Below are 13,518 nucleotides of genomic sequence, written 5' to 3'. Positions count from 1 at the left end.
GTGTGGCGACCGGTACGCGGTCGCTCAGGACGTGCGGCCGACGGCTCGCGAGGCCGGAGCGCCGGCCGCCGCGTCACCCCTCGTCCGGTGGCGCCCCCTCAGCGGCGGCGTCCGCGGTGGCCTCGCTCTCGGCTCCGCCGGTGTGCGCCTCGCTCTCGGCCGCGTCGGGCAGCCGGCCCGCTAGCCAGGTCGGCACCCCGCCCAGCAGCCGGAACAGTCGCCCCGCCTCCCGGCGCAGCCGGGTCGCCTCCGGCTCCGGCTGTACGTCGGCGAGCGAGGCGAGCGCGGGCGCCATACCGACCAGGAACCCCAGCTCCTCGCGCAGCCGCAGCGACTCGGCGAAGCCGTGGCGCGCCTCGGCCAGTTCGCCCTCGCGCGCCGCGAGCCCGGCCAGATGCCGCCAGGTCGAGGAGCACAGCAGCAGGTCACCGCGTGCGGTCGCGCCCGCGTGCGCCCTGCGGTACGCGGCACGCGCCGACTCCGGGGTCTCGCTCAGGTTCTCCGCCAGCAGCCCGCGCCGGAAGTCCAGCATGGCGCGGCCCGGTGCGTTGGGCTCCAGCAGCGCAGCGGCCCGGCCGAGCGCGGCCCGCGCCTCGTCGGTGCGGTCGCGTACGCCCAGCACGGTGGCCGCGTAGGCGAGTTGGCCGCGTTCGCAGGCCGCGGCGCCGCGGTCGTCGTCCACCTGCGCGACCGCCTCGGCGACGCGCAGCGCGTCCTCGGCCGCCGCCCAGTCGTCCGCCGTGTACATGCACCGCTCGACGAAGAGCGCGGCCCGGCCGAGCGCCGCCTGCGGGTACTCGTGGGCGTACGGCTCCAGCAGTGCCGCCGCGTCCTCCCAGCAGCCGCGTGAGCGCAGTCGCCACACGGCCCGGCCCAACGGGGTGTCAGGACCCATCGCAGGTGGGCGCCCCTCGCGCTTCGTGGGTCCTATGGGGTCTGTGGTGCCTGCGGGATCCAGCCTTTCCGAACGTGACATGGCGGTGTCCGCCACAGTGCCCTCCCCAAGCGCGCCGTCGAGCCGGATGTGATCGCATCACAGCACGGGTGGAGCCGCCCGGCCAAGAGGCTGGTGTGAATCAGTTCACAAAGTTTTACCGGCGGCCACGGTCTGCCAAGGAGAGGGCAGGGCTCGGAGAGCGGCCGGAAGCGGGAGCCAGAGGGCCGGAAAAGGGCAGCACGGAGCTTGAGCGGCAGCACAAGGGGCAGCGCAAGGGGCAGGGCACGGGGTAGACCCAGCTCTACCCCAAGTCGGCAGCCAACTGTGGCGATCTTCGCCGCGAAGAGCGGTTCGCTGGCCGGGTGAACACCTCAGCCGCACGTCATGCCGGATACGCGGTCCCCGCCCTGTGGGCCGGATGTGCCGTCTTCGCCGCTCTCACCGCCGCGGTGACCACGCTGCCACCACACCGGGTGTGGGGCGCGTTCGCCGCATGCGGCTACGCCGCTGCCGCGCTCGCCTCGCTGGCCGCCACCCGGCGCGCCCGGCGCTTCCCGCGCGCCCTGCGCTTCCGGCACACCCGGCGCGCCCGGCGCGGCCCGGCGCCGGGCGTGGCGTGCCGGGCCGGTCCGCCGCCACTTCGCCGCACGCCGCCACCCCGCCGCACGCCGCTGACCCGCACAGCCGCGTACCTGTGCTGCGCGTCGGCGGCCCTGGTGCCGCTGCTCGTGCTCGCGTTCACACACAGCGCCCAGGAAGAGGTGCACGTCGTACACCGCGCCGCCGCCCGCCTGCTGGCCGAAGGCACGCCCTATCCGAGCCCCGGCCGGCTCGCCGGTGCCGACTACGAGGCATACAACCCCTATCTGCCCGGCATGGCACTCTTCGGCGTACCGCACCAACTCATCGGCCTGGACGCGCGGTTCTGCTTCGCCGCCGTCTTCTGGCTCACCTTCGCCCTCAGCCTCCGGATCGCCGGGGCCCGGTCCGTCGGCCGCCGTACGCTGCTGCTGACCGCTTCGCCGTTGATCGCGCTGCCCATGGCGGTCGGCGGGGACGACCTGCCGGTGCTCGGCCTCGTCTGCCTCGGGCTGGCACTGGGGTGCCCCGGGCCGCCGTCATCGGGCCGCACCCCCGCGTGGTACGCGACATCCGCAGGACTCGTCCTCGGCGCGGCCTGCACCCTCAAAGCGACGGCCTGGCCCGCGCTCGCGGTCGCCGCGGCGCTCCTCGCAGCGCGCGGTGGGCGGCCCGCGGTGCTGCGGCTCCTCGGCGGTGCGGCGCCGCCCCTGGCAGCCGGGCTGGTGCTGCCCGCGCTGGCCGACGGACCCGGCCTGATGGCCAATGCGGTCCGCTTTCCGCTCGGCATGGCGGAGGCCGACTCGCCTGCGGCATCCCCCTTGCCGGGCACGCTGCTCGCCACCCTCGGCCCGGCCGGACACCTGTGCGCCGTCGCCGCGCTGGTGCTCGCCGCCCTGCTGACAGCCGCCTCGCTGCTGCTGCGGCCGCCCCGGGACGCGAGCCGGGCCGCTCTCCGGCTCGCGCTGGGCCTGCTGCTGGCCATGGCACTGCTGCCCGCTTCCCGCTTCGGCCACGCCGTCCACCCCGCCGTACTCGCCCTGTGGGCCCACTGGAGGACCCTCGATGCCCGACGAGAAACCCGACCGGATACCCGCCCCGATGCCCGGCGAGACGAACCAGCCCGACCGACCCCTGCCGGGCCGCACGCTGATCGTGACGAACGACTATCCGCCGCGCCGTGGCGGCATCGAGACGTTCGTCCACGAGGTCGCACGCCGGTTTCCACCCCATGAGGTCGTCGTCTACACGGCGGCCCAGCCCGGCTCGGACGCCTTCGACGCGGCCCAGCCGTTCCCCGTCGTCCGGGAGCGGGTCCGCACGCTGCTGCCGACGCCGCGGGTGGCGCGGACGGCCCGGGCGCTGGCCTTCCGCTACGGGTGCGACCGGGTGTGGTTCGGCGCGGCCGCCCCGCTGGGACTGCTCGCGGGACGGCTCGGACTGCCCTCGGTGGCCACCACGCACGGGCACGAGATGTGGTGGGCCGCGCTGCCCGGCACCCGGCAGCTGCTGCGCCGGATCGGCGAGACCGCCGGGGTGGTCACCCACCTCACCGCCTACTCCCGGGCCCGTACGGCAGGCGCGTTCGGCCCCCGCGCCCGAGCGGCCCGCCTGGTGCCAGGCGTCGACGCGGAGCTCTTCCGGCCGGGCGGCCGGGACCAGACGCGGGCGATACGGCGCGAACTGGGTGTGGGCGAGGGGCCGTTGATCCTCACCGTCTCGCGGCTCGTCCGCCGCAAGGGGCAGGACACCCTGATCCGCGCCATGCCCCGGGTGCGGGCCGCCGTTCCTGGCGCCACCCTGCTGATCGTCGGCTCAGGGCCCCACGAGCGGGCGCTGCGCCGGATGGTGCGGCGGCTGCCGGGGCTGCCCGAAGGCGCGGTCGTCTTCGCCGGCTCCCGGGCGCACGAGGAGCTGCCGCCCTGCTACGCGGCAGCCGACATCTTCGCCATGCCCTGCCGCACCCGCCGCCTGGGGCTGGAGGCCGAGGGGCTCGGCATCGTCTGTCTGGAGGCCGCTGCCGCCGGACTCCCCGTGCTCACGGGGAAGTCGGGCGGCGCGCCCGAGGCCGTCCTGGACGGGGAGAGCGGCCATGTGGTCGACGGGCGCGACGTCGACGCCGTCGCCGTCAGGCTCGTCGGACTGCTCGGCGCTCCCCGGACAGCCGCCGCGATGGGCGCCCGGGGCCGCGCCTGGGTCACGGCCGAGTGGAGCTGGGACGCCACCGCCGGTCGGCTGCGCTCGCTGCTGTCCCATACGGTCGAGACGTGGTGAGCAGCGATAGGAGGGTGGCTACGCGGGCGGCGGAGGCCCCGGCCGGGGACGCCGCAAGTGTGTGGCAGGCACTGGCGGGCGGGCCCGTGGGTTTTCTCGGATCGCTGTGGCCGCTGCGTGCGTTGGGCTATCTGCTGGCGGGCGGTGTGCTGGGGCTCGGCTGGCTGTTCCTCGCCGTGGGCCTCGTGGTGGTGGGGATTCTGCTGCTGCCGACCGGGATCGGAGTGGTCGCGCTGCTGTGCGTACCGGCGTCAGCGGCGGGGCTCGCCGGGCTGGAGCGGCGGCGGCTGCGCTGGCTCGACCGGCGGGACGCGCCGTCACCGCACCAGGACGCGTCCGACGCGGCCCGCGGCGAACCGGGCGCGGTACCGAGGCCCCGTGCTCTGCGCAGGCTGTGGCGGCGCACCAAGTCGCCTGCCACCTGGGTGGAGTTGGGCTTCGCCGTGCCCAACGCGCTGCTCTCGCTGCTCGACCTGCTGGTGGCCGTGGTGGGGCTGGGCCTGGTCGCCAGCCAGCCGTTCGCGCTGTTCACCGTGGTGGGCGGGGACCGGGTGATGTACGGCGAGGGCATCGTGCTGACCGAGCCGGGGCAGGTGCTGCCGTGGCTCCTGCTGACCCCGGTCCTCGCCGCGCTCGCCTGCTATCTGTTCGCGGCGCTGGCCGGAGTGCGGGCCACGCTCGCGCGGGCCGTGCTGGTGGGGCCGCGCCGTGAGAAGGAGCTGGACGCGCGGCTGACGGAGGTGACCGCGTCCCGCGCCCGGCTGGCCGACGCGTTCGAGGTCGAGCGCCGCCGTATCGAACGCGATCTGCACGACGGTGCGCAGCAGCGGCTCACCGGGCTGATCATGACGCTGGGACTGGCCAAGCTGGACGCAGATCCGGCGCTGGTGGCCAGGGCGCAGGACGAGGCCCGTGCCGTACTGGCCGAACTGCGGGACCTGGTACGCGGTATCCACCCGTCCGTGCTCACCGACCGGGGCCTGGGCGCCGCGGTCGAGGCCCTGGCCGAAAGCTCGGCCCTTCCCGTACGGGTGGTGGACAGGACCGGTGCCCGGCGGCCCGCCGAGGCGCTGGAGGTCGCCGCGTACTTCGCCGTCGCCGAGGCGCTCACCAACGCGGCCAAGCACAGCGGTGCCTCGTACGCGGCAGTGACGGTACGCGGCGGCGAGGAGCTGACGGTGGAGGTCCGCGACGACGGGCGGGGCGGCGCCGACCCGGACCGCGGCACCGGCCTGACGGGGCTCGCCGACCGGCTGGCTGTACACGGCGGACGGCTGCGCCTCTCCAGCCCGCGGGGCGGCCCTACGGTGGTGCGCATAGAGCTGCCGTGGACCGACGGGCAGGATGGGCGGGGGACGGTATGAGAGGCACGGGGCCGGGGGACCGGGCGGGGGAGCAGAAGTGCGACTGGTGATCGCGGAGGATTCCGTACTGCTGCGCGAGGGGCTGAGCCAGATCCTCGCGCGCTTCGGCCACGAGGTATGCGCGGGAGTCGGTGACGCGTCCGCGCTGCTGGAGGCGGTGGCCGAGCACACGCCGGACTGCGTCGTCACGGATGTCCGGATGCCGCCGGGGCTGCGTGACGAGGGGCTGCGTGCCGCGCTCCAACTGCGCGCCGAGCGGACTGCGTTGCCGATCCTGGTGCTGTCGCAGTACGTGGAGAACTCCTACGCGGCGGAGCTGCTGGCCACCGGCGACGGGGTCGGCTATCTGCTCAAGGACCGGGTGGGTGACGTCGCGGAGTTCACCGAGGCGCTGGAGCGGGTGGCGGCGGGCGGCACCGCCATCGACCCCGAGGTGGTCAGGCGGCTGCTGGCCCGGGACCGGGAACCCGCCGAGCTGCGGCGGCTGACGCCCCGGGAGCGCGAGGTGCTGGCCGCCATGGCGGAAGGCCGCTCCAACGGGGGCATCGCCCGCGCGCTGGTCATCAGCGAGGCGGCGGTCGTCAAGCACGTCCGCTCCATTCTGACCAAGCTCGACCTGCCGCCCGCGCCGGACGACCACCGTCGGGTGCTGGCCGTCCTGGCGTATCTGCGAAGGCCCCGGGCTGTCGGGTGAGAGGGCGTCCCCGCCTGCCGGTTCCGCCCCTCAGCTCATCCGCCCCTCAGCTCATCCGCAGCGCCAGGAAGAAGTCGAGCTTGTCCTCCAGGCGGGACAGGTCCCGGCCGGTGAGCTGTTCGATGCGGCTGACGCGGTAGCGGAGCGTGTTGACGTGCAGATGGAGGCGGCCCGCACAGCGGGTCCAGGAGCCGTCCGAGGAGAGGAACGCCTCCAGCGTTGGCACCAGTTCGGCGCGGTGCTTGCGGTCGTACTCGCGCAGCGGGTCCAGCAGCCGCGCTGTGAAGGCGCGGCGCACGTCGTCCGGTACGAACGGCAGCAGCAGCACATGCGAGGCCAGCTCCTCGTGACCCGCGGCGCGGACCGCGCCCGCGCGTGCCGCCGCGACCCGGCGGGCGTGCCGGGCCTCCTCCAGGGCGCCCCGCAGGCCCTCGGCGGAGTGCACGGCGGCGCTCACCCCGAGCGTCAGCCTGCCGTCGTCGGCCAGGGCGCGCCCCAGCGGCTCGCTGACCTCGGCGAGCAGCGAGTCGGCGTGCAGCCCCTCGCCGCCGTGTGCGCCGGTGAGCCCGGCAGGCTCCTCCCCGGCCGGAGCCGTGCCGCGCCCGGCGGCCTCCCCGGCGCCGTCCTGGGAGCCCTCGGTGCCCTGGCGTCCGTACGTGCCCTCGGGCACGGCCGGCTCCTCGCCGGTCAGCGGCACCAGTGCGACCGCCTCGCCGTCCACCTGTGCGACGGCGATCCGGTCCGAGCCGTCAGGGCCGGTCGTACGCGGGTCGACCAGCAGCTCCTCCAGCAGCGACTGGGCGATCGACCCGCCGTCCAGGGCGCGTGCCGGGTCCGGCTCGTCCCATTCGACGCGGGCGACGATCACCTGCCAGGCGGGTGCGGCACCCTGGCCTGGCAGCAGCACAGGGGCCGCCACCCGCAGGCGTGCGGCGATCTCTGAGGGCGGCGCGCCGGTCTGCACCAGCTCCAGCACCTCCTGGGCCAGCCGGCGCCGCACGGTGCGGGCGGCATCCCGTCTGTCGCGCTCGACGGCGATCAGCTGGGTGACGCCGTGCAGCAGGTCGAGGCGTTCGGCGGGCCAGTCACCGGTGTCGGCGGCCACGGCCAGCAGCCAGTCGGACAGGACGGTGCGGCGCGGGTCGCCGGTGGCGCGGCTGACGGGGAACAGGGAGTAGGCCACGCCCTCGTCGGTGGTCCGGTGCGGGCTGCGCCGTCCGGCGCGTACGGCGGCCATATGGGCGCCCGCCAGCCGGGCCGCGGTGGGGTGCGGCAGCGCGGGGCCCTGACTGGGTCCCGCGATCTGGCGGCCGGTGGGGGAGAGCACCCAGGCGGCCAGGTCGAGATCCGAGCCGAGCAGGTCGAGCACCACGTCGGGGCCCCCGCCGGCGGGGCCGGAGGACATCAGGCGGCGGTGCCGGTCCACGACGGCGGCCAGGTCGCCGGCGCGCTCGGTGGAGACCTGGCGGACGACGTGCTCGGTGATGGTGGCGAAGGCGACGGACTCGGTGACGGAGAACAGCGGCAGCCGGTGCCGGGCGCAGGCGTCCACCAGGTCCTGGGGGACGGGGCCGAGCTCGGCCTCACCCGCGGCGAGGCCCGCGACGCCGGCCGTGGCCAGGATCTGGACGAAGGGCTCGGAGTCCTCGGGGGAGCGCCGCCAGGCCAGTCCGGTCAGCACCAGCTCGCCGCCGGACAGATAGCGGCTGGGGTCACGCAGGTCGGTGGTCATGACGCCGCGCACCGTCCGGTCCAGCTCGTCCTCGCCGCCGAGCAGTCCGAGGCCCAGCGAGTCGTTCTCCAGGAGCGCGCGCAGCCGCATCGTCTCGTCGCCTGCCGTTCGTGTGTCGTGATGTGCTGGTTGGTGCAGAGGGCATGGCCGTGCCGCGGGGGGTGGCCGTGGCCGTGCCACGGGCGTGTGACCGTGAGGAAGCCGTGAGGTTACCTGTTCCCGGCTTTCGTCTGAATCTACAAGACCGGATGGCCGACCAGCCAAACGCTTCATGTTTTCGGTGACTGCACCGGAGCGGGTACCTGTCGGTGTACTGACCGCATCCCCCCACGACCACCTCCCACTCCATCGCACCACTCCGGATCGCACACCAGTACAGGACCCCCGCGGCGGCACTCGTACAGCACCTGTCAGCACCCCCGCCAGTACACCGAGAAGAGACACCATGGAGTTCCTGCGCCCGGCCAGTTGGGAGGAGGCGCTCGCCGCGAAGGCGGAGCACCCCTCAGCCGTGCCCATCGCGGGCGGCACCGACGTCATGGTCGAGATCAACTTCGATCACCGCCGCCCCACTCACCTCATGGATCTGAACCGGGTCCGGGAGCTGCACGAGTGGGAGGTCGGCGACGAGACCGTCCGGCTCGGTGCCTCCGTCTCCTATTCGGAGATCATCGATGAGCTGGCCTCTGTGCTGCCGGGTCTCGCACTGGCTGCGCACACCGTGGGCTCCCCGCAGATCCGCAACCGGGGCAGCGTCGGCGGCAATCTCGGCGCCGCCTCCCCCGCAGGGGACTCGCACCCCGCGCTGCTCGCAGCGGGCGCCGAGGTCGAGGTGGAGTCGGTGCGGGGCACCCGGTCCATCCCCGTCGAGGACTTCTACACCGGTGTGAAGCGCAACGCGCTCGCCGAGGACGAACTGATCAAGTCGGTCCACATCAGGAAGGCCGACGGGCCGCAGCAGTTCTCGAAGGTCGGCACCCGCAACGCCATGGTCATCGCCGTGTGCGCCTTCGGTATCGCGCTGCACCCCAAGGCCCGCACCGTACGGACCGGCGTCGGCTCGGCGGCCCCGACCCCGCTGCGGGCCCGCGCCGCCGAGGACTTCCTGAACGCGGCGCTGGAGGACGGCGGCTTCTGGGACAACGGCAGGACGATTCCGCCCTCCGTCGCGCGTGAGTTCGCCGAGCTGTGCTCAGGCGCCTGCAACCCGATCGACGACGTACGGGGCAGCGCCGCCTACCGCCGCCGTGCCGTGGGAGTCATGGCCCGCCGCACCCTGGGCTGGACCTGGGAGAGCTACCAGGCCGGCGGGAACGGCCGCACCACCGAGGGAGGCGCCCGATGCGCGTGACATTCACCGTCAACGGACGGCGGCACGAGGCCGACGACGTGTGGGAGGGCGAGTCCCTGCTGTACGTGCTGCGCGAGCGGATGGGACTGCCCGGCTCCAAGAACGCCTGCGAACAGGGCGAGTGCGGCTCCTGCACGGTCCGGCTGGACGGCGAGTCGGTCTGTGCCTGCCTGGTGGCCGCGGGCCAGGCCGAGGGCCGCGAGGTCGTCACCGTCGAGGGCCTGGCCGAGTACGCGAGGGAGCGCGACGGCTCCGCGCCGACGGGCGGCAGCGGTGACCTGGCACCGGTCCAGCAGGCGTTCCTCGACGCCGGCGCCGTGCAGTGCGGCTTCTGCACCCCCGGTCTGCTGGTCGCGGCCGACGAGCTGATCGAGCGCAACCCGCGGCCCTCGGACGCGGACATCCGCGAGGCCCTCTCGGGCAACCTGTGCCGCTGCACCGGCTACGAGAAGATCATGGACGCCGTCCGCCTGGCCGCTGCCCGCGCCGACGACAGCGCGCAGGAGGTGGTCTGAATGGCACCCGCGACCGGGCCCACCGGCACCCCCTCCAAGCTGGAGCAGGGCGCCGGAGCCGAGGCCGGGGTCGGCGACTCCCCGCTGCGTCCCGACGGCACCCTCAAGGTGACCGGCGAGTTCGCCTACTCCTCGGACATGTGGCACGAGGACATGCTGTGGGGCTGCACGCTGCGCAGCCCGCACGCCCACGCGGAGATCGTCTCCGTCGACGTCGGCGAGGCGCTGGCGCAGGCGGGCGTACACGCCGTGCTCACCTACGACGACCTCCCGACCGAGGTGAAGAACTACGGCCTGGAGATCCAGGACACCCCCGTCCTGGCCCACGGCCGGGTCCGCCACCACGGCGAGCCGGTGGCGCTGGTGGCGGCCGACCACCCGGAGACGGCACGCCGCGCAGCGGCCAAGATCAAGGTCGAGTACCGCGAGCTGCCCGTGGTGCACGACGAGGCATCCGCGCTCGCCGAGGACGCGCCGCTGCTCCACCCGGGCCGCGACGATCACCATGCCGCGCATGTCCCGCACCCCAACGTCGTGCACCGCCAGCCCATCGTGCGCGGCGACGCGAAGGCGGCGGCCGAGCGCGCCGATGTCATCGTGACCGGCGAGTACGAGGTCGGCATGCAGGACCAGGCCTTCCTCGGGCCCGAGTCGGGGCTGGCCGTGCCCGCCGAGGACGGCGGTGTGGACCTCTACATCGCCACCCAGTGGCTCCACGCCGACCTGCGCCAGATCGCCCCCGTCCTCGGGCTGCCCGAGGAGAAGGTACGGATGACGCTCTCCGGCGTCGGCGGCGCCTTCGGCGGGCGCGAGGACCTGTCCATGCAGATCCACGCCTGCCTGCTGGCGCTGGTCACCGGCAAGCCCGTCAAGATCGTCTACAACCGCTTCGAGTCCTTCTTCGGACATGTGCACCGGCACCCGGCCAAGCTGTGGTACGAGCACGGCGCCACCCGCGACGGCGAGCTCACCCATATGAGGTGCCGCATCGTGCTGGACGGCGGGGCCTACGCCTCGTCGTCTCCGGCGGTGGTCGGCAACGCGGCCTCGCTCGGCGTCGGCCCGTATGTGGTGGACGACGTCGAGATCGAGGCGCTGGCGCTCTACACCAACAACCCGCCCTGCGGTGCGATGCGCGGCTTCGGCGCGGTGCAGGCGTGCTTCGCCTACGAGGCGCAGATGGACAAGCTCGCGGCCGAACTGGGCATGGACCCGGTCGAGCTGCGGCAGAAGAACGCCATGTCCCAGGGCACCGTGATGCCCACAGGGCAGACCGTCGACTCGCCGGCCCCGGTGGCCGAGCTGCTGCGCAGGGTCAAGGCCATGCCGCTGCCGATGGAGGCGCAGTGGGAGAACGTCGGCGGTGAGCCCGATGTACGGGCGCTGCCGGGCGGCCTGTCCAACACCACGCACGGCGAGGGCGTCGTACGAGGTGTGGGCTACGCCGTCGGGATAAAGAACGTCGGCTTCTCCGAGGGCTTCGACGACTACTCGACGGCGCGGGTGCGGCTGCAGGTCGTCGGCGGGGAGCCGGTGGCCATGGTGCACACGGCGATGGCCGAGGTGGGCCAGGGCGGTGTCACCGTGCACGCCCAGATCGCCCGCACCGAGCTGGGCGTCGCCCGGGTGAACATCCAGCCCGCCGACACCAGGGTCGGCTCGGCCGGCTCGACCTCGGCTTCCCGGCAGACGTATGTGACCGGCGGCGCCGTCAAGCACGTGTGCGAACTGGTGCGCGAGCAGGTGCTGGAGCGCGGGCGCCGGAAGTTCGGCACCCACCACCCCGCCTGGGCCACGGCCGAACTGCTGCTGGAGAGCGGCAAGGTCGTCACCGACGGCGGCGAGGTGCTGGCCTCGCTGGCGGACGTGCTCGGCGACGAGCCCGTCGAGGCCGAGGACGAGTGGCGGCACCGGCCCACCGAGCCCTTCGACCTGCGGACCGGTCAGGGCTTCGGCCACGTCCAGTACTCCTTCGCCGCGCACCGGGCCGTGGTGGAGGTCGACACCGAGCTCGGGCTGGTCAAGGTCGTCGAACTGGCTTGCGCACAGGACGTGGGCAAAGCGATGAACCCGCAGGCCGTGGTGGGCCAGATCCAGGGCGGCACCACGCAGGGGCTCGGGCTCGCGGTGATGGAGGAGATCGTGGTCGACCCCACGGCCAAGGTCCGCAACCCCTCCTTCACCGACTATCTGATCCCCACGATTCTGGACACGCCCACCATCCCGGTGGACGTGCTGGAGCTCGCCGACGAGCACGCCCCCTACGGGCTCCGCGGTGCGGGCGAGGCGCCGACCCTGTCCTCGACACCGGCCGTGCTGGCGGCCATCCGGGCCGCGACCGGTAAGGCGCTGCCCCGGGTGCCGGTGCGGCCCGAGCACATCGTCGAGGTGTGAGGCGCAGGGGGCCCCGGCCCCCCCCAACCCCCCGTCTTCCCCGCTCGCGCGCCCCTGCGCGGGTGGGCGGGGAAAGAGCAAGACGCGGGCCGTCCCCCGGGTCGTGCTTCCCAAATCCTCGGTATCTGCCGAGGTGCCCCTATGAACCTTGGGAGTCAGCACAATGACCCAGTCGAAAGTAGGGCCGACGACGACACCGGAGGATGCGGGTCCTGGGTCCCGTATCCCCGCGGGGCGCTCGTGGCTCGACAGGTACTTCCACATCTCCGAGCGAGGGTCGACCTACGGCCAGGAGATACGTGGCGGTATCACCACCTTCATGGCGATGGCGTACATCGTCCTGCTCAACCCCGTCATCCTGTCCGTGCCCGATGTGCACAAGCACACCCTGGACGGCGGGCAGGTCACCACGGCGACGGCGTTCGCCGCCGCGGCGACCACCATCGTGATGGGCTTCATCGGCAACGTCCCACTGGCCCTGGCGGCGGGACTGAGCGTCTCGGCCGTGATGGCCTTCCAGGTCGTGCCCGAGATGAGCTGGGGCAACGCCTGGGCGATGTGTCTGATCTACGGTGCCGTGATCGTGCTTCTGGTGGTCACCGGGCTCCGTGAGCTGATCATGAACGCGATCCCCCTGGCGCTCAAGCACGCCATCACCATGGGCATCGGACTGTTCGTCTGCCTCATCGGGCTCGTCCAGGCCGGCTTCGTCACCTCGATGCCAGGACCCGGCGGCATCCCCGGGCAGAAGCCCATCCAGCTCGGTACCGCGGACATGCTCACCGGCTGGCCGGTGCTGTGCTTCGCCTTCACGGTGCTGCTGATCTTCGCGCTGCAGGTCCGCAAGGTGCCCGGAGCCATCCTCGTCGGCATCGTCAGCGGCACGGTCCTGGCCGCGCTGATCCACCAGTTCGCCGGTCTCGACAAGAAGGACTGGGGCGGCAGGAACGCCCCGGAGCTGCCCGGGTCGATGGTCAGCTCCCCCGACTTCGGGCTGTTCGGGTCCATCTCCTTCAACGGCCTGGGCGATGTCGGCGGCATCACCATCGGCGTCATCGTCTTCACCCTGGTGCTGGCCGGGTTCTTCGACGCCATCGGCACCATCATCGGCATCGGCCAGCAGGCCGGCCTCGCCGACAGGGACGGCCGGATGCCGGGCCTGAACAAGGCGCTGACCATCGACGGTGCCGGCGGCATGATCGGCGGTCTGTCCGGCGCCTCGGGCCAGACCGTGTTCGTGGAGTCCACCGCCGGCGTCGGCGACGGCGCCAGAACCGGCCTGGCCAGCGTCGTCACCGGACTCGGCTTCGCCGCCTGTCTGTTCTTCACGCCCCTCGCGCAGGTGATCCCTCCGCAGGTGGCGGCCGCGGCGCTCGTCGTCATCGGATCGATGATGATGACCAATGCCATGCACATCGACTGGACCGACCCGGCGACCTCGATCCCGGTCTTCCTGACGACCGTGCTGATGCCGTTCACGTACTCCATCACGGCCGGTATCGGCGCCGGTGTCATCGCCTACGTCCTCATCAAGGCCGTGCAGGGAAAGATTCGCGAGCCCGGATGGTTGATGTGGGTGTTGTCGCTCGTCTTCCTGGTCTATTTCGCCCTGAACCCGATCGAGCAGTGGCTGGGGGTCAAATAGCTCCCTAGCCTCTGCTCCCCGGCCCGGGCGGGA

The 13,518-nt window shown here is 73.3% G+C and carries 10 protein-coding genes; 8 read left to right on the top strand and 2 right to left on the bottom strand.

What is annotated here, in order from left to right:
• Positions 1-73: 73 nt before the first annotated feature.
• Positions 74-895 carry a hypothetical protein gene (locus HC362_RS06845; RefSeq protein ID WP_243083031.1) on the bottom strand — a complete coding sequence of 274 codons (822 nt, stop codon included), beginning with the start codon at positions 893-895 and terminating at the stop codon, positions 74-76.
• A 404-nt stretch (positions 896-1,299) separates the two neighbouring features.
• On the opposite strand from HC362_RS06845, the gene HC362_RS06840 reads away from it, so the two are divergent.
• The 4 genes from HC362_RS06840 to HC362_RS06825 are packed head-to-tail and all read left to right on the top strand — an operon-like array spanning position 1,300 to position 5,848.
• Positions 1,300-2,751, top strand: coding sequence for a hypothetical protein (locus HC362_RS06840; protein WP_243083030.1), 1,452 nt, complete (start codon positions 1,300-1,302; stop codon positions 2,749-2,751).
• Positions 2,651-3,790 (top strand): glycosyltransferase family 4 protein, encoded by a 1,140-nt coding sequence (locus tag HC362_RS06835; protein ID WP_243088400.1) that lies wholly within the window; start codon positions 2,651-2,653, stop codon positions 3,788-3,790. The genes HC362_RS06840 and HC362_RS06835 overlap by 101 nt, the downstream gene beginning before the upstream one ends.
• Positions 3,784-5,154, top strand: a complete 1,371-nt coding sequence (locus HC362_RS06830; RefSeq protein WP_347568423.1) for a sensor domain-containing protein — start codon at positions 3,784-3,786, stop codon at positions 5,152-5,154. Before HC362_RS06835 ends, HC362_RS06830 begins: the two co-directional genes overlap by 7 nt.
• Positions 5,155-5,200: 46 nt before the next feature.
• Complete coding sequence (locus HC362_RS06825; protein WP_279240176.1) at positions 5,201-5,848, top strand: response regulator transcription factor; 648 nt, start codon at positions 5,201-5,203, stop codon at positions 5,846-5,848.
• 46 nt (positions 5,849-5,894) lie between these two features.
• Here the strand turns inward: HC362_RS06825 and HC362_RS06820 are convergent, their stop codons facing one another.
• A complete protein-coding gene (locus HC362_RS06820) occupies positions 5,895-7,670 on the bottom strand; it encodes a PucR family transcriptional regulator ligand-binding domain-containing protein (RefSeq protein ID WP_243083028.1) in 1,776 nt (591 codons plus the stop codon).
• A gap of 355 nt (positions 7,671-8,025) precedes the next feature.
• On the opposite strand from HC362_RS06820, the gene HC362_RS06815 reads away from it, so the two are divergent.
• From HC362_RS06815 to HC362_RS06800, 4 genes are all read left to right on the top strand, one after another.
• The gene (locus tag HC362_RS06815; protein ID WP_243083027.1) at positions 8,026-8,931 is read left to right on the top strand and encodes a xanthine dehydrogenase family protein subunit M; all 906 of its coding nucleotides are present in this window, start codon (positions 8,026-8,028) and stop codon (positions 8,929-8,931) included.
• Entirely contained in the window at positions 8,922-9,446 is a 525-nt protein-coding gene (locus HC362_RS06810; protein ID WP_243083026.1) for a (2Fe-2S)-binding protein, read from the top strand. The genes HC362_RS06815 and HC362_RS06810 overlap by 10 nt, the downstream gene beginning before the upstream one ends.
• Complete coding sequence (gene pucD, locus HC362_RS06805; protein WP_243083025.1) at positions 9,447-11,840, top strand: xanthine dehydrogenase subunit D; 2,394 nt, start codon at positions 9,447-9,449, stop codon at positions 11,838-11,840.
• Positions 11,841-12,003: 163 nt separating this feature from the next.
• Positions 12,004-13,485 carry an NCS2 family permease gene (locus HC362_RS06800; protein WP_243083024.1) on the top strand — a complete coding sequence of 494 codons (1,482 nt, stop codon included), beginning with the start codon at positions 12,004-12,006 and terminating at the stop codon, positions 13,483-13,485.
• Positions 13,486-13,518: the final 33 nt, after the last annotated feature.

It is taken from the genome of Streptomyces sp. 891-h, from assembly GCF_022760275.1.
Taxonomy (GTDB): domain Bacteria; phylum Actinomycetota; class Actinomycetes; order Streptomycetales; family Streptomycetaceae; genus Streptomyces; species Streptomyces spirodelae.
The sequence above is the reverse complement of the archived record's forward strand: the minus strand, read 5'-3'. Positions and strand labels throughout refer to the sequence as shown.